Below are 23,017 nucleotides of genomic sequence, written 5' to 3'. Positions count from 1 at the left end.
CGGATAGAGCTTTGTAGAAAATCATCAAATACACTTCTTGAAAAAAAGAATATTTATGTTGTTTTGGCAGAAACTGATGATAATTTTTCCTGTATCTATAAAGTTGCACAAATAATAAGTCGATTCTATAATGAATGTATTATCGGTGCAATCTAAAATAAGTAATAGCTGATATCGGAAAAACCGATTGGAGGTAAAAATGGAACTGAAAGAATTGAGATATATTGTTACTCTGGCAGAAGAAGGCAGCATATCAAGAGCAGCAGACCGGCTGTTTATGGCACAGTCAAGTCTGAGTCAGTTTTTACAGCAATACGAGAAAGAGCTTGGAACTGTACTGTTTGCGAGGACTGCAAAAGGTATTCGTCCCACAACCGGAGGTGCAAGTTTTATAGAAAACGCCAGACAGATTTTACTTCAGTACAGAAGAGCAGAAAATGAATTATGGGATAGTGTAAATCTGGAGGGAGGAAGAATTATTTTTGGAATTAGTTCCTTTCGGGGCAGGTACATGCTTCCGGGCATTCTGGCTGACTTTCAGCAGAAGTACCCTAAAGTAAAGGTTGACATTGTGGAAGCAAACAGTATGGAACTGGAGGAAGAACTGACAGCAGGTAAGCTTGACCTGGCAGTGGTTGCACTGCCCGTTAACTTAAAAAGTAAAGTGGAGAAATTCTACAGGGATGAAGTTTTAATTGTCTGCAGTAAAAACCACCCTGCAATGGAATATGTATATCAGGATGATGAAACAGGGAAGTGCCACATGGAACTGAAGGATGCTGCCATGTTTTCCTTTATACTCAGTGATTACAATACAATGCTTGGAAATATCAGCAGGCAGCTGTTTGAAAAAGAGAATTTAAAAGTGCATTCGGACAACAGCAATATAACTGCAGCACTGTCGGCGGGGATGGCAAGAGCAGGTCTTGGGCTTGCTTTTACTTATCGGTCCTGTATGGAGGAATATGAGGATACGGCTTACATATCTGTTGGCAGGCAGGGAGTTTTTCTGGATCTGGCACTAGCCTGTTCCGCAATGGGTTATCAGTCTAAGGCTGTATTTGCATTTGGCGATATGATTAAGGAAAGGTACAAAAGAAAGCCGCTTCCGGTCAGTTAGGCAGGAAGCGGTACTATCACAGCAGACTTGAGCGTTTTATAATTATCTGCTGTATTTTTCTTCACAATACATGCAGCGGTAGGTTTCCTTTACGGCATCCGAGAGATAAAAAACATGGGGAAGCCCCTGCTCGATGGAAGTGATGCAGCGTGGATTTTTGCACTGTATGAGATTGGTGATTTTCTTTGGAAGGCTGAGAGCCTTTTTTTCTACAATTTTATTATCCCGGATAATATTTACCGTTATGTTGTGATCAATATATCCCAGGATCTCCAGGTTAATATGATCCATACCGCCTTCTATTTTGATAATATCTTTCTTTCCCATTTTATTGCTTTTGGCATTTTTGATAATAGCTACCTGGCAGTCTAACTTGTCCAGTCCAAGATTATAGTAGATTTCCAGACTCTTTCCTGCCTCAATATGGTCTAATACGATACCTTCTTTTAATCCGCCGATATTTAACATGGTTTATTTACCTCCAGTAATGTCATGATAAGAGCCATACGTACATAAACACCATACTGTGCCTGCTTAAAGTAGGCGGCCCGTATATCATCATCAACTTCTACAGAGATCTCGTTGACTCTGGGAAGGGGGTGAAGAACATACATATCTTCCTTTGCCAGCTTCATTTTCTTCTTATCCAGAATGTAGCAGTCCTTTAAACGGATGTAGTCTTCTTCGTTGAAGAAACGTTCTTTCTGTACGCGTGTCATATACAGGATATCAAGATCCGGCATGGCATCGTCAAGACTGTCCATTTCAATAAATTCAATGTTGTTGGCCCTTAGGACATCTTCCCGGATGTATTCAGGTACCCTCAGTTCAGGGGGGGAAATTAAGATGAATTTGATGTTTTCGTATCTTACAAGAGCATTGATAAGAGAGTGAACAGTACGGCCAAATTTTAAATCACCGCAAAGACCAATAGTTAAATCGTTCAGACGGCCTTTTAAGGAACGGATAGAGAGTAAATCGGTAAGTGTCTGTGTTGGATGCTGGTGTCCGCCGTCTCCTGCGTTAATGACTGGAATACCGGAGTAGTTTGCAGCAACTAATGGTGCGCCTTCCTTGGGGTGTCTCATTGCACAGATATCTGCGTAACAGGAGATGACCCGAATGGTATCAGCGACGCTTTCTCCTTTCGAAGCAGAGCTTGAATCGGCAGAGGAAAAGCCAAGTACGCTGCCTCCTAAATTAAGCATGGCAGCCTCGAAACTCAAACGGGTTCTTGTACTTGGCTCATAAAAAAGTGTCGCTAGTTTTTTTCCATTGCATACATGAGAATATTCCGGAAGATTATCTTCAATATCTTTTGCCAGATCAAGCAGTTGTCCGGTTTCTTCCAGACTGAAATCTAACGGGTTAAGTAAATGTCTCATAAGAATCTCCTTTATCCACTGAGTTATGGTTTAAAATTCTATCCCATTATAAAGCATACTTTAAAATATTTCCACTCTTTTTTAAAATATTTTTTACGGGTTTGTAAAAGACTTTTGGGGGTGTAAGGAATATGTAAGGAAGATTAAGAAAATAAAGAATGTCGGATTTTCCAATCCTGTTGTATAATGTGATTGCGTGAATATTTCAAGGAGGAAGCTGCAGTGGTGGAAAACAAAACACCCATGATTCAGGTTAAGGATCTATATAAGGTGTATAAGGTGGGAGATACGAAAGTCTATGCACTGAACGGAGTAGACTTTACGATATATAAAGGCGAATTTTGTGCCATTGTGGGCCCGTCCGGCTCGGGAAAATCCACACTTTTAAACATGATGGCGGGGTTGGAAAAACCGTCAAAAGGGGAAATTGTCATTGCAGGCAATCACATCGAAAAACTTTCGGAGAATCAGCTGGTTGCATTCAGAAGAAAGCATGTGGGTTTTATTTTCCAGTCCTATAATTTGATTAAGACATTGAATGCGGTAGAGAATGTTGCACTTCCCCTGTCATTTCGTGGTGTACCAAAAAAGATCCGGAATGAAAAGGCTAAAAAATACATAAAACTGGTAGGTTTGGAAAAACAGATGAACCATATGGCCAATGAGATGTCAGGAGGCCAGCAGCAGCGGGTGGGAATTGCCAGAGCACTTGCCGTGGATCCCAAGATTATTTTTGCTGATGAACCAACTGGAAATCTGGATTCCAAAACCACAAAAGAGGTTCTTTCATTGATGCAGAAGATTGTAAAAGAGCAGAACCAGACCCTTGTCATGGTAACCCACGATAATTATATTGCCAAATTTGCAGACAGACAGTTCCACATAGTAGATGGAAAGATATTTAAGATTGAAGAACAGCACCACGAGGAGACTAAGGGGGATATGGAAAATGTACAGAGTTAAGAGAAAGATTGTAGGACTGCTGGCTGTAATTATGGCGGTTACTGCCATGCCGGCAACAGCGTTCGCACAATATGATTTAAGTAAAAATACATATATTGATGTGAAAAAAACTCCATCTGGAAAGACCGGAGAGAATATTACCATCAATATGGTTTTTACCAATAATACAGGGAATGATTTAAAGGATGTGGCTGTCAGATTTGACAGAGATATACCGGAACAGGAGTACAGAGCGACAGAAGATGCAGAAGAAACTACTACATACACCGGATCTGTTTTTCCTTTCGAAATCTCCTCCAATACATTTGACAATAAAAAACTGGGCGATGTAAAGAGCGGAAGTTCTAAAACCTTCAGCCTCACAGCAAGGATCCGGAGAGATGTATCCGAGGGGTATTATCTGGTGCCGGTAGAAGTTGTTACTGATGCAAAGAAAAAGGATGATGGTGCTCATGCCTCCTATGAAAAGGTGAATATCTGGATTACAAAATCATCCACCACAACCTCTTCCGGAGCCAATGAAGGAACCATCAGTTTCGAACTTGGCGAGGGTCAGAACACTCCTTTCGGGACTTATCCGGAAGTGATGAATTATAACATGAATGTCCGTAATTCTTCTAATTTAACTGCCTTTGACGTCAATGTCCGAATGGGAGTAAATCAGGACAGTACAAAGTTCCCTTTTGATATTAACGATGGAAATTATACCAAACATTTCGACCGGATCGGAGGCGGGGAGACGATTTCCATTCCTTACAGCATGATGATCCGAAAGGATGTGTACAGTGGTTATTATCCCATTACATTTAATATTGAATACCGGGACAGCAGCGATGGAGACATTCAAAAATCCGAAGAGACGTTTTTTGTAAAAGTACAAAACAAAGAGAAGGAAGAGGCGACCAAAGAGTTTAATATCAATGACAGAACCAAAGCCAGGATCGTTGTTGATGGTTTTGAAACCAATCCGGAGAAGGTTTTTGCCGGTGAGGAATTTGAACTTATCCTGCACATGAAGAATGCATCAGAAAGCGTTCCTGCAAGCAATATATTATTTAATCTGGAGTCTGAGAAGGTAACGGATAGTGCCGTGTTTACAACGGATGAAGGTAGTTCCTCCGTTGTTGTGAATTCTCTTGGAGCAGGTCAGACGACAGATGTCAAGGTGAAGCTTCGTGCTGGTGCATGGGTGGATCAAAGAACCTATGGACTGACAATTAATGAAAAATTCGACAGCCCGGAATTTAAGAATGCAGAAGAAAAAATAACTGTGAATATCCCGGTAAAACAGGTAGCTCGTTTAAATACAGGTACCATTGACATTATGCCGGAATCAATTGCAGCAGGTTCCGAAACCAATATTATGTTCCCGGTTAATAATACAGGAAAGGTTCTTCTCTATAATGTCATGGTGGCATTTGTGGGAGATTCCATCCAGCAGTCCAGTACCTACATAGGAAATATTAAGCCTGGTGAAACAGGAAATGTGGATGCCATGATTACCGGAACCACACCAACTGCAGATGACGGGAAAATAAAGATTTTAATTACCTATGAGGATGAAAACGGAGTAGTTTCTGATCCCATAGAAAAAGAAGTTACATTGATGGTAACCGAACCGGAAGAAACAGGAGCTGATAACGGGAATATGGGCGAGGAGCCTGTAGATGTACAGCCTACAGGGTTTGCAAAGTATGGAAAGATCCTGATCCCTTCTGTTGTTATTCTGCTTGCGGCAGGCGCAGGTGCAGCCTTTTTTATCTGGAAAAGAAGAAAGCAGAAGAAGCTGGCTGCCATAGAGGAAATAAACGATGAAATTTAGTGATTTGCTTTCCATGAGTGTGAACAATTTAAGACGGAGAAAGATGAGAACATTTTTAACTGTTCTTGGAGTTTTAATTGGTACCGCTTCCATTGTTGTTATGGTATCTCTGGGAATCGGTTTTAATGAACTTACCATGGAACAGTACGCTTCTTATGGAAGTCTGACTGAGATCACTGTGTATTCCAATCAATCCTACGGGGGAGAAGGGAAAAAAGAACCTAATTATATGACAGATAATGTAGTTTCCCAGTTTGCTGGTCTGGATCATGTAAAGTCGGCCTCTCCGCTTTTGCAGACAGACACAATCATGAGCCAGGGGGCATATCAGGCCAATATTACCGTAATTGGAGTAACCCCTGAATACATGGATAATATATCACTAAAACAGGGGCATCTTCCCGATAAAGGGACGAAAGAACTTCAGATGGTAGTAGGAAACATGGTACCCAGGCAATTTACTAATCCCAAAAGCAGAAATCAGGATTATTACGATGACCCAACCAAGATTCCGGATATTGATTTTATGAACAGACCTGTATTTGTGGTATTTGACACCGAAGCCTATTACCAGTCTCAAAACGGAGGCACAGGTGGAGATGGAAAAACTCCTGTGAAGCCGCCTAAAAAATATCTGCTAAAGACAGCAGGTCTGGTAGCAGGAGGAGTAGAAGACTGGAGTAATTACAGCTACAATGTCTATGTTGATTTGGATGCACTCAAATCCCAGTTAAAACAGATTTATAAAAAGAAGCCGATCCCCAACCAGCCTACCAATAAAAAGGGTAAGCCTTATAACTACTTTATCTATGATCAGGCAGTGGTAGAGGTGGATGATATGGCTAATGTAACCGCGGTACAGAAGGCGATTACAGATATGGGATATCAGGCAAACAGCAATATGGAATGGCTGGAGCAATCTCAGAAGCAGGCAAAGATGGTTCAGGCTTTGCTTGGAGGAATCGGAACAGTATCCTTATTTGTCGCAGCCATCGGAATTGCCAATACGATGATGATGTCCATCTATGAAAGAACCAAGGAGATCGGAATTTTAAAGGTTCTGGGGCTTGATATGAATCATATCAGAGACATGTTTCTAATTGAATCAGGATTTATTGGCTTCCTTGGCGGTATCACGGGTATTGCTTTCAGTTACGGGGTTTCTTTTCTTATAAACCGGTTTCTGGCAGGACGTTTTATGCCCGATATGCCAGGAGACTTATCCAGAATACCTTTGTGGCTGTCTTTGGCTGCCGTAGGATTTTCTGTTTTTGTAGGTATGGCTGCCGGATTTTTCCCTTCCCTCAGAGCTATGAAACTCAGTCCTCTGGCTGCCATCCGCAACGAATAAAAACAGGAATAAATAAAAAAGACCTTGCAATTTATTGGAGAATCATATATTATGTTAGACATGGTACGTGCAACTGGCGGATAAGTGGAGAAAACCACGGGGAGCACGTTACGTTTTGAAGCCGACCGCCTGGGCACCGCTATGGGATGCCCAGGCGGTTTTTTGCGTCTTTATTGAGAATGGAGGACTGAAAGTCATGAATTTGGTTTCTTTGAAGGATGAATTAACAAACAATTCCTATCCTGGAAGGGGGATAATTATTGGCAAAACCCCAGACGGAAGGAAGGCAGTAACTGCTTATTTTATCATGGGAAGAAGTGTGAACAGCCGTAACCGCGTATTTGTGGAAGATGGGGATGGAATCCGAACCCAGGCTTACGATCCTTCAAAATTGTCAGATCCCAGTCTGATTATTTACGCTCCAGTGCGTGTGCTGGGCAACAAAACCATTGTGACAAACGGAGACCAGACTGATACCATCTATCAGGGAATGGATATTCAGCTCACATTTGAGCAGGCTCTTCGCAGCAGGGAATTTGAGCCGGACAGCCCCAATTATACCCCCCGTATCTCTGGCATTATACATGTGGAAGATGGAAGATTTAACTACGCCATGTCTATATTAAAGAGTAATAACGGGGATCCGTCCTCCTGCAACCGCTTTACCTTTGCCTATGAGAATCCTGTGCCTGGAGAAGCTCATTTTATCCATACCTACATGCATGATGGCAATCCTCTTAAAAGCTTTGAAGGGGAACCAAAACTGGTGGAAGTCTTAGCGGATCCGGATGAGTTTACTTCCCTGATCTGGGATAGCCTGAATGAAGAGAACAAGGTTTCGCTGTTTGTACGTTATATTGATCTTGTAACAGGTGCCTTTGAGACCCGGATAATAAATAAGAATGAATAGCAGGAGTACAAATGATGAATGAATTAGAACTGAAATATGGGTGTAATCCCAATCAAAAACCATCAAAGATCTATATGGCAGGAGGATCGGATCTTCCTATAACTGTATTGAGCGGAAAACCCGGTTATATTAACTTTCTGGACGCATTAAACGGCTGGCAGCTGGTAAAAGAATTAAAGGAAGCCACTGGATTGCCTGCGGCAGCTTCCTTCAAACACGTTTCTCCAGCTGGTGTGGCAGTTGGACTTCCCTTAAGCCCGGTTTTAAAAAAGATCTACTGGGTCGAAGATATGGGAGAGCTTTCCCCTCTTGCCTGTGCTTATGCCAGAGCCAGAGGCGCAGACCGTATGTCTTCCTTTGGCGATTATATTTCCTTATCGGATATTTGTGATGAAGATACAGCAAAAATCATTAAGAGAGAAGTTTCGGACGGTGTGATTGCACCTGGCTATACCCAGGAAGCTTTGGACATATTAAAGTCTAAGAAAAATGGTAATTATAACGTGATTCTTATTGATCCGGAATACACTCCGGAACTCATAGAGAAAAAACAGGTTTATGGAGTTACATTTGAGCAGGGAAGAAATGAGATTAAAATTGACCGTGAAGTATTGGAAAACAGAGTAACTGAGAACAAGGAGATTCCTGAATCAGCTGAAATTGATTTAATCATCTCTTTGATTACCTTAAAATATACCCAGTCCAATTCCGTCTGCTATACGAAGAATGGACAGGCAATTGGAATTGGAGCCGGTCAGCAATCCCGTGTTCATTGCACCAGACTGGCAGGCAGCAAGGCGGACAACTGGTATTTAAGACAGGCACAAAAGGTGCTGGAACTTCCGTTCCTCGATGACATCCGCCGCGCAGACAGGGATAATGCCATTGATGTATATATTGGTGAAGATGATATGGATGTTTTGGCAGACGGCAGATGGGAGCAGGTATTTAAAGAGAAACCTCCGGTATTTACAAGAGAAGAAAAAAGGCAGTGGCTTGATCAGCTGACTGATGTATCTCTTGGTTCTGATGCGTTTTTCCCATTTGGAGATAATATCGACCGTGCATATAAAAGTGGCGTGAAATATGTTGTTCAGCCAGGAGGTTCTGTCAGAGATGATCAGGTGATTGAGACTTGTAACAAATATGGTATGGTAATGGCATTTAATGGAATCCGCCTGTTCCACCATTAATAAAATATGCGATGTAAAGGATCGGACTGTTGTCCGGTCCTTTTTTAACAGGAGTTACTTTACATAAAATTATTATGTAAAGTAATAGAGAGAATTTTGTAAATAAATAAGTACCAGCCAATATTTTTTGTAAAAGCACTTTAAAGATAAGGGCGGCATAAAATAGGAGTAAGTAAGTTTAAGGTGGCTTTCTTTGAAAACTTTTCCCAAACCTTTAACTGCGCGAGAGGAACGAGAGTGTCTGGAACGATACCAGGAAGGGGATCAGGAGGCGAGAGCCACACTCATCGAGCGTAATATGCGACTTGTAGCCCATGTGGCAAAAAAGTATCAGAATACAGACTATGATATGGAAGATCTTCTGTCAGTAGGGACTATCGGTTTAATCAAGGCTGTTAATACCTTTCATCCAGACAGAGGATCAAGGCTGGCCACTTATGCGGCGAAATGTGTGGAGAATGATATACTATCATAACGGCTTTTGAAGCCCATTATGCCGGTCTCTGTATTGAGCAGGTGATATCCCCATATTTTTCCTGAAAACTTTTGAGAAATAATTGCTGTTGGAGTATCCGCATTCCACCGCAATGGCCTCAAGATCCATTGACGTATTAAGAAGAAGGGATAATGCATGTTCCAGACGCAGACTGGTTAAATACTTTATGGGAGAGAGTCCTGTCTGTAAATGAAACTGCCTTGTTAAATGGGGAAGGCTCACGCCAAGCTCCCTGCACATCTGAGAGAGCCCGATCTGATATTTATAGTTTTTCTGCATCCACTTTGCGGCATCTTCCACAAAGGCATTCTTAACTGATTTTATCGGGGTTTCCAGTTCTCTCATAAGCAGGGTCAGGAATTGGTATAAAAAGATCCCGCTGTCATAGCGTCCGTATTTCTTCCCTGATTTCACCGCCTGGAATTCCTCTAAAAACAGTAAGATGGCCTGACTTGTATTGGATATGGAAAAGGTTTTTCCCGTCAGAGCCTGTATTCGCTGAAAGAAGTATTGCCCCATTTCGCCGTCAAAATGGATATAAAAGTATTTCCATGAATTATTTTCGGCCAGATAATATCTGCTTCTATCTGGAAATGTGATAAAAAAAGCATCTCCAGGAGAAAGAATGGTTGTCTGCTCTTCTGATTCAAACATTCCCAGCCCATCTAATGTGTACTGAAGCAGATAACCAGAATAACTGTCTCGATTATTATTTTGAAAATCATAGGTTTCATTTTTTCTCTGCTCCATTCCAAAATCCAGGAGAAACAGTGGTGCATTCCATTGCCTGTCAAGATCCAGAAAACCAAATGTCTGGCAAGATCCGTTAATCAAAAAATTACCCTCCCCGTATCGTGTTCTTACTCTTGTAATAGATGATTCAGTTGCTATAATGATATCAGATTTATCAATAAATTACCAGGAAAGGATATCAGATGAGCAGATATTTATCATCAGGAAAGCCCCCCATGGGGTGGAACAGCTATGACTATTATGATACGGCAGTAACAGAACAAGAGGTTCGGGCCAATGCTGAATATATGGCGCAGAATTTAAAAGAATATGGCTGGGAATATATTGTGGTTGATATACAGTGGTATGCTCATAATGCCGGAACCAGACGGCAGGAGTGCCAGTATATTCCCTTCGGTCAGGTTGAAATAGACGAATATTCCAGACTTTGGCCGTGTCCGGATCGCTTTCCATCTTCCGTGGAGGGGCATGGTTTTAAACCGCTGGCTGATTATATTCATGGGCTGGGTTTAAAATTCGGGATTCACATCATGAGAGGGGTTCCCCGTATTGCAGCTCATAACAGGATGAAAATATGGGGAACAGATCGTACAGCCGATTGGATTTCAAATCCTTATTCCATCTGCTCATGGAATCCCGATATGTATGGGGTGAACCCTGAGGCAGAGGGAGCACAGGCGTATTATGATTCTATTTTCCAGCTGTATGCCCAGTGGGGGGTGGATTTTATCAAATGTGATGATATCTGCCGCATGGATGCAGCGTCTGCAAAAGAAGAAATTCGTATGCTTCATGAGGCAATCAATAAAAGCGGAAGGCAGATGGTACTTAGCCTTTCACCGGGACCTGCCCGGCTGAAAGAGGCATGGCATTATGAGACTTACTCTAATATGTGGCGGATTACCGACGACTTTTGGGACGACTGGAATCTGTTACTGCAGATGCTTGAACGGTGTGAGCATTGGCAGAACCATGTGGGGCAGGGGAATTATCCGGATTGTGATATGCTTCCTGTTGGTATGTTAGGGAAAGGCTTTGGAGAGGAACGTCTGACCCGGTTTACCAGGGATGAACAAATTACAATGATGTCACTCTGGTGCATATTCCGGTCTCCTTTGATGATTGGAGCGGAGCTTACCAAGATGGATGAGTGGACAAAAACTCTGCTTACAAACCCGGATGTATTAGCTCTTCTTAGTGATGACTGCAAAGCATTTCAGCTTGCCCGGGATGGGAAGCATTGCATCTGGCACAGCAGTAACCAAAAGAGCGGTTCTGATTATCTGGCAGTCTTCAATTTATTAGAAGAAGAAAGAGAAATTGTTATTTCAGCCTGTTTGCTGGAAAAAGAAGATTGGAGCGGTATTTGTTTCACAGAACTCTGGACAGGTGAAACGTTCACCAATACATTAAAGGATCTGGTATTAAAGGTTCCCGGACATGGGGCAAGGATCTGCTGTTATGAGAAAACCTGATTTTAAAAGACATGGGAGTGTGAATATTCCCATGTCTTTTTCATATATTTAAAAAAATAGGACAGGGAGGGATGAGGAACGAAACTAATCGCTGTTGGCAGCCGGCTGATGAAGGATGACGGGATTGGACTTTTAATCGCAGAAGAACTTGAAAAACGGTTCCTTCGCTGGGAACTTGAAATAATTTATGGGGAAACGGATAGTGAGACATGCTTTTATTCTCTGAATCCCGATGATTTTATACTGATCTTAGATGCCATGTCATCTGGGGATCGGCCGGGTTCTGTTAAAATTTTTTCATTAGAGGAGATTATGGAGCGGGTATCCAATCCCACCATGCAGCATGATATGAGTTTTCTTGACATGATAAAACTGTACCGTTTTCCTGTAAGAGGATACTTAATTGGAATTGAGGCTGCTATAATTGCACCAGGCTGTGAGCTGAGTACTGTGTTAAAAAGGCAGTTTCCCCATATTTGCAGAAAGACAGAAGATATGATAAGAGAAATTTTGTCAAAAGAAGCAAAAAAAAGATAATTATATCGGGCTACTTTTATAAATGCCTTGGAAAATGGGCTTAAAAACCAGGCTTGCACATATATTCTAACAGATTAGCTGGTAAAAAGGTTATTTAGAAATGGATAAGGAGGTACCATTATGGATTTGGATTTACTCATGACGTATCTTGGCAGCAGTTTAAAGAGATTAAATGCTGATGTGGAAAAGTTGCGCTCCAATCAATACAACAGCAATGATGTGCTGGATCATTTAAGCAGTGAATTGATTATGCTTCAGAATCATGTTTATTATTTCGGACAATTGAGCCAGATGCAGGAGAACGGGCATGGGCTGGCTGCCAGTCAGATGAATGATCAGACAGGCGGAGGAGCGGGAGGGCCTGCCGGAGGAATTACTGGCCCTGCGGGAGGAATCACTGGCCCTACTGGAGGAATCACTGGCCCCACCGGAGGCGTAACTGGCCCCACCGGAGGTGTAAGCGGTCCAACCGGAGGCGCAACGGGCAGCGCAACGGGCAGTCCAACCGGTACGCCACAGCCTCTGACTTATTTTACACTGGAACAACTGGCACAATATGATGGAAAAAATGGTGCCCCGGCTTATGTTGCAGTGAATGGTGTGGTTTATAATGTTAGTAATAACCGGTTATGGGCAGGAGGCAATCATTTCTGGGGTCTTTCAGCAGGCAGAGATTTAAGTGCGGAGTTTGCATCCTGTCACCCTGGTGCAATGGTACTCAGTGTATTGCCTGTTGTAGGATATATGGTACAGGAATAGGGGGGAGCGATTACCTTTGGAGAAAAAGCTTGCATTTTGTCCTTTTCAAGAACTGAAATGGAAGGAAACCAGACAGCTGGAAACCAGAGCAATGGAAGAAATTGAAACTCAGAAACGTACCAAACCTAATCTGGTCTGGCTGGAATTAAACGGGTGTACAGGAAATACCATTTCCATGCTGGATGGTCAGGATCCGGATTTCCAGTACCTTATGACGCAGATGACCAACTTTATCTACAGCAACAGCCTGATCGCATCCCAGGGTGAACAGGCGATGGATCAGCTGTTTGATATCATTGGGGATGAATATATACTGGCAGTAGAAGGTGCTGTTTCCAGAAAGGACAACGGACTCTATCATATCATCGGGCGTTATGAGGGTAGAGAAATAACAGGCCTTGAAGCTGCAATGCGGCTGGGAGAACGCGCTGCCCATGTGATATCAGTTGGTGACTGCGCCTCCTATGGCGGAGTATCGGCTGCAAGACCGAATCCATCAGACTGCACCGGAATTTCAGATGTTATCAGCCGGAAAGTAATTAAGCTTACCGGATGTCCCTGCCATCCGGACTGGCTCATGGGAACCGTGGCTTATTTAATTCTGTATGGGGAACCTCCCCTGGACGAAGTGGACCGGCCACTGATGTTTTATGGCATAACAATTCATGACCGTTGTCCAAGAAGATCCTATTATGATTCTGGAATATTTGCAACAAAGCTGGGAGAAGAAACCTGTATGTACATGCTGGGATGCCGGGGGCCTGTGACACAGACAGACTGTCCTATCCGCAAATGGAATGGGCACGTAAACTGGCCGATTGGTGATGATACGCCCTGCATTGGCTGCGCCCAGTTCGGATTTCCAGATGCCATGGAACCGTTCATCACTTATGATACCATGAGGAAGGAGTAATATGGCAGACACAATTATCATCAATCCAGTTACAAGAATTAACGGATTCATGGAGATAGCAGCAGAAGTAGGAAATCATGTTATTACTGATGCACGCACGAAAGGCCTTATGTTCCGGGGCTTTGAAAAAATGCTGACAGGCAGAGCGCCTTTGGATGCGGTTTATTTTACACAGCGGATCTGCGGAATCTGTTCTACTGCCCATTCTATGGCCTCCGCCCTTGCCCTTGAAGATGCTCTGGGGATTGTACCCTCAGAGCAGGGAAGATATTTAAGGGATCTGCTTCATGCATGTGAATTTCTCCAGAATCATTTAAGGCATCTCTATCAGTATACACTTCCAGACTATGTAAAGCTGCCGGAAGGGTATCCTCTTTTTAAAACGGATCACAACGATTACCGATTGCCTGACACTGTTAATGAACGCATGGTAAATGATTATTTTGAATCAATGGAATATAGCAGGAATGCACATAAAATGCTGGCGATTTTGGGAGGAAAGGCACCTCATAATCATGGTGTTTTTATAGGAGGAATCACATCTCCTGTAACGGCTGATATGATTATAGCCATTAAATCCATACTATTTGGGATTGAAAAATTTATTACTGATAAAATGTTGCCGGATGTATACGAAATAGCGGCTTATTATTCAGAGTATTATCATTTTGGCGGAAGCTATGGTAATCTTTTAACTTATGGATGTTTTCAGCATTATAAGGAACTGGGGACTTTATATGTAGATCCATATATTTATACAAATGAGCAGTATTCCCATTTTGATCCGGACCTCATTACCCAGTCAGATGAATATGCCTGGTTTAATGAAGCCAATGAGCCAGACAGGGAGAAACCAGAAGCTTATTCCTGGATCAGGGCTCCCAGATACAACGGGGTCCCTTTTGAAGTGGGGCCGTTGGCAAGGCAATGGTTGTCAGGAGAGTACAGACATGGAATATCTGTCATGGACAGAACCATTGCACGGGTTCTGGAAGCGAAAAAAATAACCCAGATCATGAATACTCTTTTGGAGAATCTGATACCAGGTGTACCCATGCAGCAGGAATATGTGATACCGGCTCAGGCGTATGGAAAGGGGCTCGTCGATACAACCAGAGGAGCACTTGGACACTGGCTGACAATTGAGGATGAAAAAATCCTGTTCTACCAGATTATCACTCCATCTGCATGGAATTTATCCACTCAGACAGGAGAGAAAAAAGGAACAGCAGAACAGGCGCTTATGGGCGCACCGGTGAAAGATGAATCTATGCCAGTTGAGATAGGAAGAATTATCAGATCCTTTGACCCTTGCGTTTCCTGTGCCACTCATGTAATCATCCCCGGAAAAACCAATAAAATCATTCCGGTTGTCTGACTGCCTAAGTGCTTTCTGCTTTTATCGCATCTAAAAGCGCTTTCTTTTGGTCATTTGAACAGTGAAGCAGGCGGACTGACTGCATTAGCACCTGATTGTGAATGACAGCTGCCCTTCTGCCCAGTTCTTTTTTATCTTCTTCCGTTTGAGGATTATATACGATCATGTTCATAGAGAATACCTTGAAATTCAGGGTTACTATATTTGTATGTTATTCTGCGTGTCCGGTATGTTTGAGGACGCGCTTTCCATGTGAAAACAAGGAGGATTTGTGTGATGGAAGACAGAAATCAGCCGTTTGCCATATATTCAAGAAAATCTAAATTTACCGGAAAAGGGGAAAGCATCGGCAATCAGATCGAGCTTTGCAGACAATATATCTTAACCCATTACGGAGAATCCTTTGCAGACAGTGCCCTGATTTTTGAAGATGAGGGCTTTTCCGGGGGAAATTTAGAGCGTCCCCAATTTCAGCAGATGATGAAAGAAGCAAAGAAAAAGAAGATTTCAGCGATTGTATGCTACCGCCTTGACCGGATCAGCCGTAATATCGGAGATTTTGCCAATCTGATTGGAGAATTGAACCATCTGGAAATTTCATTTATTTCTATTAAAGAGCAGTTTGACACATCCTCTCCCATGGGAAGGGCCATGATGTATATTGCTTCTGTGTTCTCCCAACTGGAAAGAGAAACCATTGCAGAACGGATCCGGGACAATATGCATGAACTTTCCAAAAGCGGAAGATGGCTTGGCGGAAATACACCAACCGGTTATCAGTCTGAACGGGTGACTTCTGTAACCATTGACGGGAAGCAGAAAAAGGCATATAAACTGAAACGGATTCCCCAGGAGGCTAAGCTGATAAAGCTGATTTACGAAAAATTTCTGGAAACCGGTTCCCTTACACAGACAGAGACTTATCTCATACAGAATGGATACAAAACAAAGCAGGGACGTTTATTCAGCCGTTTTGCTATTAAGGCCATACTTTCAAACCCGGTGTATATGATTGCGGATCAGGAAGCGTATCAGTATCTGAAAGAAAAAAAAGTAGAACTTTTTGCTGACCCCGCTGATTTTAAAGGAACCCATGGTATTATTGCATATAACCGGACGTTACAAAAGCAGGGCAAGGCCCATGAAATGAAAGAGATGGAAGAATGGATTGTGGCAATCGGCAAACATGAGGGGCTGATTCCTGGAGCGGAGTGGGTCAGTGTCCAGCGCCAGCTGGAACGGAATAAATCAAAAAATTACCGCAAACCCAGAAGTAATGTGGCGCTTCTTTCCGGCATGCTTGTATGCGGGAATTGCAATCACTATATGCGGCCCAAGCTTTCCGGCAGATATAATGACCGGGGAGAACAGATCTATTCCTACCTTTGTTCCATGAAAGAAAAAAGCCGCATGAAGTGCTGTGCAATAAAAAATGCCGATGGAAATCTGTTAGACAGAATGGTGATTGAGGAACTTAAAAAAATTTCTGAAGACAAAAGAGAATTTACCAGGCAGCTGGAGGAAGGCAGGAAACTGCTTAAGGAAGAAAAGCAGGATTATGAACAGGATGTCAGCCGCCTGGAAGAAGAATTGTCTCAAACTGAAAAAGATATTGATGGTCTTGTGACGTCGATCAAGGTTGCCGGGGGAACTGCGGCATACGACTATATAGTCAGACAGATTGATGAACTGCATAAAAAGAAAGAACAGACCCTGGCCCAGATAGAAGTCTGTAAGGAAACTGCCATGGCAAAAGAATTGACTGTTCTGGAATTTGATCTGCTGAAAGAGACCCTTTCCAATTTTGAAAAGACTGTGGATTATATGGATGTGGAACAGAAACGGGCTGCAATCCGGATTCTGGTAAAACGGGTTGTCTGGGATGGGGATACGGTCCATCTCTATCTGCCTGGCTCTAAGGAGCCGTCTTGTGACTCTAGCAAATGAGATCCTAATGCTCCTTCGTGCTAATAAAAAATATTCAAAAGAGGTGTCTTTATATGAACCCATCGGTGTAGACAAGGATGGAGAAACAGTAAGCCTTCTGGATGTGATCGAAATGGAGAATAAAGAGACGTTAGAGACCATCATACTAAAACAGGACATCAAGGAACTTTATGAAGTTTTTGATTCCTGCCTGAAAGACAATGAAAAAACAATTATAGGAATGCGCTATGGACTTCATGGCGGCAGGGAGTACACCCAGAGGGAGATCGCAGATCTCATGGGAATTTCCAGATCCTATGTATCAAGACTGGAAAAAAAGGCACTGGAAAGGCTGAGGACAGAATTAAAAAGAAATGGGATATAAAACGTTGATTCTGCCCTGTCCATTTGATACAATAATAAAAAACAGTCAAAGGAAAAAATATGAGCGTAAAAAAGGACAGTAAAGTGGAAGAGCCTCTTAACTGGAAGAGGGAGCTGTTTGAATGGCTGAAGATTATTGTCATTGCGGCAGCGATTGCATTTTTTATTAATACGTTTCTTATCGCCAACAGTAAGGTACCAAGTGGATCCATGGAGACCACAATTATGACAGGTGACCGGTTAATTGGATCAAGGCTGGCTTACCGGTTTGGCGGGGAACCCCAAAGGGGTGATATCATTATATTTGATCACATGACCGGGCCTGGAAATGAAGAGATTCATCTGGTTAAGCGGATTATCGGGCTGCCGGGAGAGACGGTAGACATTAAGAAGAACCATGTTTATATCAATCAGTCCCAGACCCCTCTTGAAGAACCATACTTAAGAGAACCCATGGAGTCAGAGGATTATCACTTCACCGTGCCTGCAGGATGCTATCTGATGCTGGGGGATAACCGGAATAATTCTGCCGATGCCAGATACTGGAGTGATCCCTATGTACCGGAAGATAAGATACTTGCAAAAGTTTTGTTCCGCTATTATCCGGGAATAAAAAAAATCAGTTAATAATTATAAGGTGCCAAACCAAAAGCCTGTGAATATATTAAAATAAAAAGGGTAGTTCGATAAAATATGCGTAATATTTTTATTTTGGTTCTGGCTCTGAGTACAGATACATTTGTTGCCAGCATTGCCTATGGTGCAAACAGGGTAGGCATTTCATGGATAAAGGTAATTGCGGCTAATGCAATCTGCAGCGGCTGTCTGGGGGCAGCCCTGTTATTCGGCAACGTGATCGATAATTTTGTGCCGGAAGTGTTCGCAAAAGGAGTAGGGTTTTCCTGTTTATTCTTTTTGGGAGTGCTGAAGCTGCTGGACTATACCATAAAAAAATACATTAACAATCATGTTCATGTTCACAAAGACCTGACGTTTTCTATTTCGGGACTTAGCATTATTATTAACATATACGGGAATCCCATGGCAGCTGACTGGGATGATTCAAAAACGCTGTCATGGAAAGAAATGATTATGTTTTCATTTGCCATGTCCATTGACAGTCTGGTGGCTGGTACCCTGTCCGGTTTTCTTATGATTAATCCGGGTTATGCAGCTCTGGCAGCTCTTTTAGTAGGGATTGCCGTAATGTATGCCGGACTTTTCCTGGGAAAACGGCTTGCTGCATTAAAAGGCTGGGATTTGTCCTGGCTCAGCGGCGTCCTGTTTTTATTTCTTGCTTTTAGTAAGCTTTAAACATATTGACAACTTAAAAAAAATTTGCTATAGTTAGAAAAATGAATATTAAATCGGATTGTTACTGGAAAGCAGGCAAAACCAATTTTGATTAAGAAAATAACATGTTATTTTCATAGTCAAAGTTGGTTTTTTTATTAATAAGAGGTAATTTATGAATATTGATAAAATCATTAATAACAATATTGTAACTGCAATTGAGCCGGATGGGAAAGAAGTAGTCATCATGGGCAGAGGAATTGGTTTTGGCACAAAGGCAGGACGCCCGATTGCAGAGAACAAAATTGAAAAAACCTTCCGGTTAGACAGTCAGAACAGTCTGGATCAGTTTAAAGAGCTGCTTGTGAAGCTTCCTCTTGAACACTTAAAGGCATCGGCAGAAATCATCGCCTATGCAAAAAGTGTACTTAACAGGACATTGAATCAGAATATCTATATCACACTGACGGATCATATTAATTTCGCCATTCATCGCTTTAAGGAGAATATGGTTTTTTCAAATCCCATTCTTAGCGAGATTAAGACGTTTTATAAAGAAGAGTACTTAGTGGGCGAATATGCGGTTGCACTGATTGAGAGAAGTGTGGGAGTACGGCTTCCTGTAGATGAGGCTGGATTTATAGCAATGCATATTGTAAATGCAGAACTCAATACAGCTATGAATAAGACGATGGATATGACAAAGCTGATTCAGAATGGAGTCAATATAGTAAAAGAATTCTTTTCTATGGAACCGGACGAGGGATCTTTAAGTTATCAGAGGTTTATCACCCACCTGCGATTTCTTGCCCAGCGCATTTTAACTGGAGAGTTGTTAAACAGCGGAAATACAGAATTCAGCAATATCATAGCAGGAATGTATCCGGAAGAGTATGAGTGCAGTTTGAAAATCAAGGAATTTATTTTAGAATCATATCATCATGATGTAACAGAAGAGGAGACTGCATATCTGGCAGTTCATATCAAAAGAATGAGGCTTTAGAAGAAAGGGGTACCAGTCGGCATGTTTGAAGCGTGGAAGAAGCATTTAAAAAGAGGGGGCGGTAAAAAGGAGGAAATTCTGGCGCCTGTGGAAGGATTGGCAGTTCCGTTAAGTGAAGTGAAAGACCCTGCGTTTAGTCAGGAGATCCTGGGAAAAGGAATGGCTATCATTCCTTCAAAAGGCAGAATTGTGGCACCGGTAAGCGGAGTGCTGTCAGTGATGTTTGAGACAATGCATGCAGTCAGTATTACGGCAGATAACGGAGCGGAAGTAATGATCCATGTAGGCCTTGATACGGTTAAATTAAAAGGAGAAGGGTTTCAATCCTTTAAAAAACAGGGGGAACGGGTAAAGGAAGGAGAACTACTGCTGGAATTTGATCTGGAAGGGATTATGGCAAAGGGGTATGACCTGGTTACTCCGGTCATTATTTTAAATACGATGGAGTATCCCAACATGAAATGTCATGTTGGAAAGCAGATCAAGGAGCTTGAACCAATCATTGAATTGTAGGTGGCTGAATGAAAGAGTATCAATATGTAGTGGAAGATCCAATGGGACTTCACGCCAGACCCGCTTCCGTGATTTTTATTGAAGCAGGAAAATACATGTGTTCCATAGAAGCTCAATGGAATTTACAAAAAGCCGATTGCAAAAGTCTTCTGGCCATTATGGGACTTGGAGCAAAAAAAGGGGATGAAGTCATCTTTCGTTTTGAGGGAGAGGATGAAGATGCTGCATACTACGCAATACGGTCTGTTTTAGATAAAGAGTGATCGTAACCTGCTTACTTGCAGGTGAGGATAAAAAATGTCCGGCAGGACAAAAAAAGAAAGGGGTTTCTTTTTATGATGAAGTATTTGCAAAAACTAGGTAAGTCGTTGATGCTTCCGGTAGCGTGTCTGCCGGCAGCAGGGATCCTGATGGGAATTGGTTACTGGATTGACCCAACGGGATGGGGGGCAAACAGTGCCATTGCTGCCTTTTTGATTAAGGCAGGCGGAGCCATTATTGATAATATGGCTATTCTATTTGCCATCGGTGTTGGCGTAGGCATGTCAGACGATCATGAGGGTACTTCCGCTCTGGCAGCCCTGGTATCATGGCTGATGATTCAGACAATTCTTTCACCAGCAGTAGTTGCAATGTTAAAAGGCATTGATGTCAGTGCCGTGAATCCGGCATTTGGAAAAATCAATAACCAGTTTATTGGTATTGTTTCCGGTTTAATTGGCTCCAGCTGCTATAACCGGTTTAAGAGCACAATGCTTCCTGATGCACTGGCTTTTTTCAGCGGGAAACGTTCCGTTGCTATCGTTACGGCTCTGTTTTCCCTTGTTGCCTGCCTGGTACTGTTTTTCGTATGGCCGGTAATTTATACCGCACTGGTAATATTTGGTAAGGGAATCCTGGGTCTTGGTGCAGTAGGAGCAGGTATCTATGGCTTCTTTAACCGTCTTCTTATACCATTTGGTCTTCACCATGCTTTAAACTCTGTTTTCTGGTTTGACGTTGCCTCAGTAAATGACCTTGGAAACTTCTGGACCGGAAAAGGCGTGCTGGGTCAGACTGGTCAGTATATGACAGGCTTCTTCCCAGTTATGATGTTTGGTCTTCCGGCTGCAGCCCTTGCCATGTATCATACGGCAAAACCGGGAAGGAAAAAACAGGCTTATGGTCTTTTGCTGGCAGCAGCAGTCTGTTCATTTTTTACAGGAGTTACAGAACCGCTTGAATTTGCATTCATGTTTCTTGCACCAGGATTATATTTAATCCATGCCTTACTGACCGGAATCTCCTTAACCATCTGTGCAATGCTTCCTGTTCGTGCGGGATTCAATTTCAGTGCCGGATTTGTTGACTGGTTCCTTAGCTTTAAAGCACCTATGGCTGTTAATCCTCTGTATATTATTCCGATTGGTCTTATCTATGGTGGGATTTACTATGCAGTGTTCCGCTTTGCTATTGTAAAATTCAATTTTAAAACACCGGGGCGGGAAGATGATGATCTGGATGAATCAGCTGCTGTATTAAAGAACAACGATTTTACATACGTTGCTTCTGTTATTTTGGAAGGAATCGGCGGTAAAGAAAACGTTGTAAGCATTGATAACTGTATCACCAGACTCAGACTGGAAGTAAAGGATTATACCCTGGTAAATGAAAAGAAGATAAAGTCAGCAGGTGTAGCCGGAGTAATCAGGCCTGGAAAAACCAGTGTGCAGGTTGTGGTTGGAACTCAGGTACAGTTTGTTGCGGAAGAATTTGAGAAACTTTGTAAATAAACATAAAAAACGGGGATGCATTGCATTCCCGTTTTTTATGTTTCACTGTCATATGGCAATTATTGCTTCGTATCTTCTTCTGTATTGGGGAAGGAACCATGGAAAACGGTCTGTGAAAGATCCAGACGTTCATCATGTAATTTGTTGGGATCTGCATCATCTGCCGGATGGCCCATCAGCAGGATTGAAACAGGGACTATGTGTTCTGGTATGTGATATGCTTTTTTGACTTTTTCCGGATCAAAATATCCAACCCATGTAGAGCCAATTCCCAATTCAGCTGCCTGCAGCATCATATGGGTTGTGACAATAGCGGCATCGATTTCCCCCTCATCTTTCCCATCAAAGCTTCGTTTCCAGCTTACGCTTTTATCGTAACAGGTGAGAAGTGCCAACTGATGGTTAAATTTAAAAGGCATACAAAGACTGAGCCCGGACAAATCAGTTTCATTATCAAGCACGAGAATTCTCTGTGGCTGATAATTGCAGGCGGTAGGTGCACTACGACCTGCCTCCAGGATGAGATCCAACGTCTCTTTTTCTACTTTTTTATCGCTGAACTTTCTGACAGAGTAGCGATCCTTTGCCAATTCTAAGAATTTCATTTTAAACCTCCGTTGACTGATATTTGACATTTACATGGAAAGTATATATGATTATATTACATACTTCAAGTATGAACATTTATGTTATATACTAAACTATTGGTTAGTATTGAGGAGAAGACATGGATTTTAATAATAAATTTGGAAATTGTCCAATATATTATACAATTTCAAAAATTGAAGGAAAATGGAAGTGGGTCATTTTATATAAACTTTGTAAATGCAGTGTATTAAGATATAACCGGTTATGGGAAGAATTACAACCAATTGCCCACAGAACCTTAAGCAAACAGCTTAAGGAATTAGAAGCGGATGGATTAGTACATCGGGAACAATACAATGAGGTTCCGCCCAGAGTGGAATATTCCCTTACCAAAGATGGGGAAACACTTGCACCAATTTTGAATCTGATGTCAGAATGGGGAGCGCAGCGCATCAACCAGGAAATTCTGGGATTGGAGTAGAT

The 23,017-nt window shown here is 42.3% G+C and carries 24 protein-coding genes, 2 pseudogenes and 1 riboswitch; of the genes and pseudogenes, 21 read left to right on the top strand and 5 right to left on the bottom strand.

Going from position 1 to position 23,017, the window contains the following annotated elements:
* The first annotated feature begins 199 nt into the window (after positions 1 to 199).
* On the top strand, positions 200 to 1,120 hold the full coding sequence (locus ABS301_RS17590) for a LysR family transcriptional regulator (protein ID WP_349673449.1): 921 nt from the start codon (positions 200 to 202) through the stop codon (positions 1,118 to 1,120).
* Positions 1,121 to 1,162: 42 nt separating this feature from the next.
* On the opposite strand, the gene ABS301_RS17585 is transcribed toward ABS301_RS17590, so the two are convergent.
* Entirely contained in the window at positions 1,163 to 1,588 is a 426-nt protein-coding gene (locus ABS301_RS17585) for an aspartate carbamoyltransferase regulatory subunit (protein ID WP_349673448.1), read from the bottom strand.
* On the bottom strand, positions 1,582 to 2,505 hold the full coding sequence (pyrB, locus tag ABS301_RS17580; protein WP_349673447.1) for an aspartate carbamoyltransferase: 924 nt from the start codon (positions 2,503 to 2,505) through the stop codon (positions 1,582 to 1,584). The genes ABS301_RS17585 and pyrB overlap by 7 nt, the downstream gene beginning before the upstream one ends.
* Positions 2,506 to 2,748: 243 nt before the next feature.
* Here pyrB and ABS301_RS17575 point away from each other — a divergent pair, with 243 nt between their 5' ends.
* From ABS301_RS17575 to ABS301_RS17550, 6 genes and pseudogenes are all read left to right on the top strand, one after another.
* On the top strand, positions 2,749 to 3,468 hold the full coding sequence (locus ABS301_RS17575; RefSeq protein ID WP_349673551.1) for an ABC transporter ATP-binding protein: 720 nt from the start codon (positions 2,749 to 2,751) through the stop codon (positions 3,466 to 3,468).
* A complete protein-coding gene (locus ABS301_RS17570; RefSeq protein WP_349673446.1) occupies positions 3,455 to 5,290 on the top strand; it encodes a COG1361 S-layer family protein in 1,836 nt (611 codons plus the stop codon). The genes ABS301_RS17575 and ABS301_RS17570 overlap by 14 nt, the downstream gene beginning before the upstream one ends.
* Positions 5,280 to 6,641, top strand: a complete 1,362-nt coding sequence (locus ABS301_RS17565) for an ABC transporter permease (protein ID WP_349673445.1) — start codon at positions 5,280 to 5,282, stop codon at positions 6,639 to 6,641. The genes ABS301_RS17570 and ABS301_RS17565 overlap by 11 nt, the downstream gene beginning before the upstream one ends.
* Positions 6,642 to 6,700: 59 nt before the next feature.
* Positions 6,701 to 6,783, top strand: a riboswitch (ZMP/ZTP riboswitch).
* A 54-nt stretch (positions 6,784 to 6,837) separates the two neighbouring features.
* A complete protein-coding gene (locus tag ABS301_RS17560) occupies positions 6,838 to 7,551 on the top strand; it encodes an IMP cyclohydrolase (RefSeq protein ID WP_349673444.1) in 714 nt (237 codons plus the stop codon).
* Between the two features lie 14 nt (positions 7,552 to 7,565).
* Positions 7,566 to 8,744, top strand: coding sequence for a phosphoribosylaminoimidazolecarboxamide formyltransferase (locus ABS301_RS17555; protein ID WP_349673550.1), 1,179 nt, complete (start codon positions 7,566 to 7,568; stop codon positions 8,742 to 8,744).
* Between the two features lie 193 nt (positions 8,745 to 8,937).
* A pseudogene (locus ABS301_RS17550) lies at positions 8,938 to 9,213 on the top strand (sigma-70 family RNA polymerase sigma factor); the annotation flags it as partial.
* Here the strand turns inward: ABS301_RS17550 and ABS301_RS17545 are convergent.
* The gene (locus ABS301_RS17545; protein WP_349673443.1) at positions 9,214 to 10,074 is read right to left on the bottom strand and encodes a helix-turn-helix domain-containing protein; all 861 of its coding nucleotides are present in this window, start codon (positions 10,072 to 10,074) and stop codon (positions 9,214 to 9,216) included.
* 101 nt (positions 10,075 to 10,175) lie between these two features.
* Here ABS301_RS17545 and ABS301_RS17540 point away from each other — a divergent pair, with 101 nt between their 5' ends.
* The 5 genes from ABS301_RS17540 (at position 10,176) to ABS301_RS17520 (ending at position 15,055) form a co-directional block, all read left to right on the top strand.
* The gene (locus ABS301_RS17540; protein WP_349673442.1) at positions 10,176 to 11,468 is read left to right on the top strand and encodes a glycoside hydrolase family 27 protein; all 1,293 of its coding nucleotides are present in this window, start codon (positions 10,176 to 10,178) and stop codon (positions 11,466 to 11,468) included.
* Between the two features lie 87 nt (positions 11,469 to 11,555).
* Positions 11,556 to 12,005: a hydrogenase maturation protease gene (locus ABS301_RS17535; RefSeq protein WP_349673549.1), complete on the top strand. Its 450-nt coding sequence runs from the start codon at positions 11,556 to 11,558 to the stop codon at positions 12,003 to 12,005.
* 120 nt (positions 12,006 to 12,125) lie between these two features.
* A complete protein-coding gene (locus tag ABS301_RS17530; RefSeq protein WP_349673441.1) occupies positions 12,126 to 12,764 on the top strand; it encodes a cytochrome b5 domain-containing protein in 639 nt (212 codons plus the stop codon).
* A 16-nt stretch (positions 12,765 to 12,780) separates the two neighbouring features.
* Positions 12,781 to 13,677, top strand: coding sequence for a hydrogenase small subunit (locus ABS301_RS17525; RefSeq protein ID WP_349673440.1), 897 nt, complete (start codon positions 12,781 to 12,783; stop codon positions 13,675 to 13,677).
* A 1-nt stretch (position 13,678) separates the two neighbouring features.
* Complete coding sequence (locus ABS301_RS17520) at positions 13,679 to 15,055, top strand: nickel-dependent hydrogenase large subunit (protein ID WP_349673439.1); 1,377 nt, start codon at positions 13,679 to 13,681, stop codon at positions 15,053 to 15,055.
* A gap of 4 nt (positions 15,056 to 15,059) precedes the next feature.
* On the opposite strand, the gene ABS301_RS17515 is transcribed toward ABS301_RS17520, so the two are convergent.
* On the bottom strand, positions 15,060 to 15,227 hold the full coding sequence (locus ABS301_RS17515) for a hypothetical protein (RefSeq protein ID WP_349673438.1): 168 nt from the start codon (positions 15,225 to 15,227) through the stop codon (positions 15,060 to 15,062).
* 104 nt (positions 15,228 to 15,331) lie between these two features.
* Between ABS301_RS17515 and ABS301_RS17510 the strand changes: the two genes are divergently transcribed.
* From ABS301_RS17510 to nagE, 8 genes and pseudogenes are all read left to right on the top strand, one after another.
* Positions 15,332 to 17,002 carry a recombinase family protein gene (locus tag ABS301_RS17510; protein ID WP_349673437.1) on the top strand — a complete coding sequence of 557 codons (1,671 nt, stop codon included), beginning with the start codon at positions 15,332 to 15,334 and terminating at the stop codon, positions 17,000 to 17,002.
* Positions 16,977 to 17,366: pseudogene (locus ABS301_RS17505) on the top strand (sigma-70 family RNA polymerase sigma factor); the annotation flags it as partial. The gene ABS301_RS17510 and the pseudogene ABS301_RS17505, both read left to right, overlap by 26 nt.
* A 59-nt stretch (positions 17,367 to 17,425) precedes the next feature.
* Positions 17,426 to 17,992: a signal peptidase I gene (gene lepB, locus ABS301_RS17500; protein WP_349673436.1), complete on the top strand. Its 567-nt coding sequence runs from the start codon at positions 17,426 to 17,428 to the stop codon at positions 17,990 to 17,992.
* A 66-nt stretch (positions 17,993 to 18,058) separates the two neighbouring features.
* Complete coding sequence (locus ABS301_RS17495; protein ID WP_349673435.1) at positions 18,059 to 18,679, top strand: manganese efflux pump; 621 nt, start codon at positions 18,059 to 18,061, stop codon at positions 18,677 to 18,679.
* A 154-nt stretch (positions 18,680 to 18,833) separates the two neighbouring features.
* A complete protein-coding gene (gene licT / locus ABS301_RS17490; RefSeq protein ID WP_349673434.1) occupies positions 18,834 to 19,661 on the top strand; it encodes a BglG family transcription antiterminator LicT in 828 nt (275 codons plus the stop codon).
* 21 nt (positions 19,662 to 19,682) lie between these two features.
* Positions 19,683 to 20,174, top strand: coding sequence for a PTS sugar transporter subunit IIA (locus ABS301_RS17485; protein WP_349673433.1), 492 nt, complete (start codon positions 19,683 to 19,685; stop codon positions 20,172 to 20,174).
* 8 nt (positions 20,175 to 20,182) lie between these two features.
* Positions 20,183 to 20,437 carry an HPr family phosphocarrier protein gene (locus tag ABS301_RS17480; protein WP_349673432.1) on the top strand — a complete coding sequence of 85 codons (255 nt, stop codon included), beginning with the start codon at positions 20,183 to 20,185 and terminating at the stop codon, positions 20,435 to 20,437.
* Between the two features lie 72 nt (positions 20,438 to 20,509).
* Positions 20,510 to 21,946, top strand: coding sequence for an N-acetylglucosamine-specific PTS transporter subunit IIBC (gene nagE / locus ABS301_RS17475; RefSeq protein WP_349673431.1), 1,437 nt, complete (start codon positions 20,510 to 20,512; stop codon positions 21,944 to 21,946).
* Positions 21,947 to 22,005: 59 nt separating this feature from the next.
* On the opposite strand, the gene ABS301_RS17470 is transcribed toward nagE, so the two are convergent.
* Positions 22,006 to 22,551 carry a nitroreductase family protein gene (locus tag ABS301_RS17470; protein WP_349673430.1) on the bottom strand — a complete coding sequence of 182 codons (546 nt, stop codon included), beginning with the start codon at positions 22,549 to 22,551 and terminating at the stop codon, positions 22,006 to 22,008.
* Positions 22,552 to 22,673: 122 nt separating this feature from the next.
* On the opposite strand from ABS301_RS17470, the gene ABS301_RS17465 reads away from it, so the two are divergent.
* Positions 22,674 to 23,015 carry a winged helix-turn-helix transcriptional regulator gene (locus ABS301_RS17465; RefSeq protein ID WP_170072374.1) on the top strand — a complete coding sequence of 114 codons (342 nt, stop codon included), beginning with the start codon at positions 22,674 to 22,676 and terminating at the stop codon, positions 23,013 to 23,015.
* Positions 23,016 to 23,017: the final 2 nt, after the last annotated feature.

The sequence above is a fragment of the Lacrimispora sp. genome, from assembly GCF_031982545.1.
In the GTDB taxonomy this organism is placed as follows: domain Bacteria; phylum Bacillota; class Clostridia; order Lachnospirales; family Lachnospiraceae; genus Lacrimispora.
This window is presented reverse-complemented; position numbering and strand designations above follow the sequence as displayed.

Coding starts and splice junctions, on each gene's coding strand:
- ABS301_RS17590 (WP_349673449.1), top strand. CDS start 200: ATGGAACTGAAAGAATTGAGATATATTGTTACTCTGGCAGAAGAAGGC.
- ABS301_RS17585 (WP_349673448.1), bottom strand. CDS start 1,588: ATGTTAAATATCGGCGGATTAAAAGAAGGTATCGTATTAGACCATATT.
- pyrB (WP_349673447.1), bottom strand. CDS start 2,505: ATGAGACATTTACTTAACCCGTTAGATTTCAGTCTGGAAGAAACCGGA.
- ABS301_RS17575 (WP_349673551.1), top strand. CDS start 2,749: ATGATTCAGGTTAAGGATCTATATAAGGTGTATAAGGTGGGAGATACG.
- ABS301_RS17570 (WP_349673446.1), top strand. CDS start 3,455: ATGTACAGAGTTAAGAGAAAGATTGTAGGACTGCTGGCTGTAATTATG.
- ABS301_RS17565 (WP_349673445.1), top strand. CDS start 5,280: ATGAAATTTAGTGATTTGCTTTCCATGAGTGTGAACAATTTAAGACGG.
- ABS301_RS17560 (WP_349673444.1), top strand. CDS start 6,838: ATGAATTTGGTTTCTTTGAAGGATGAATTAACAAACAATTCCTATCCT.
- ABS301_RS17555 (WP_349673550.1), top strand. CDS start 7,566: ATGAATGAATTAGAACTGAAATATGGGTGTAATCCCAATCAAAAACCA.
- ABS301_RS17540 (WP_349673442.1), top strand. CDS start 10,176: ATGAGCAGATATTTATCATCAGGAAAGCCCCCCATGGGGTGGAACAGC.
- ABS301_RS17530 (WP_349673441.1), top strand. CDS start 12,126: ATGGATTTGGATTTACTCATGACGTATCTTGGCAGCAGTTTAAAGAGA.
- ABS301_RS17520 (WP_349673439.1), top strand. CDS start 13,679: ATGGCAGACACAATTATCATCAATCCAGTTACAAGAATTAACGGATTC.
- ABS301_RS17515 (WP_349673438.1), bottom strand. CDS start 15,227: ATGAACATGATCGTATATAATCCTCAAACGGAAGAAGATAAAAAAGAA.
- ABS301_RS17510 (WP_349673437.1), top strand. CDS start 15,332: ATGGAAGACAGAAATCAGCCGTTTGCCATATATTCAAGAAAATCTAAA.
- lepB (WP_349673436.1), top strand. CDS start 17,426: ATGAGCGTAAAAAAGGACAGTAAAGTGGAAGAGCCTCTTAACTGGAAG.
- ABS301_RS17495 (WP_349673435.1), top strand. CDS start 18,059: ATGCGTAATATTTTTATTTTGGTTCTGGCTCTGAGTACAGATACATTT.
- licT (WP_349673434.1), top strand. CDS start 18,834: ATGAATATTGATAAAATCATTAATAACAATATTGTAACTGCAATTGAG.
- ABS301_RS17485 (WP_349673433.1), top strand. CDS start 19,683: ATGTTTGAAGCGTGGAAGAAGCATTTAAAAAGAGGGGGCGGTAAAAAG.
- ABS301_RS17480 (WP_349673432.1), top strand. CDS start 20,183: ATGAAAGAGTATCAATATGTAGTGGAAGATCCAATGGGACTTCACGCC.
- nagE (WP_349673431.1), top strand. CDS start 20,510: ATGATGAAGTATTTGCAAAAACTAGGTAAGTCGTTGATGCTTCCGGTA.
- ABS301_RS17470 (WP_349673430.1), bottom strand. CDS start 22,551: ATGAAATTCTTAGAATTGGCAAAGGATCGCTACTCTGTCAGAAAGTTC.
- ABS301_RS17465 (WP_170072374.1), top strand. CDS start 22,674: ATGGATTTTAATAATAAATTTGGAAATTGTCCAATATATTATACAATT.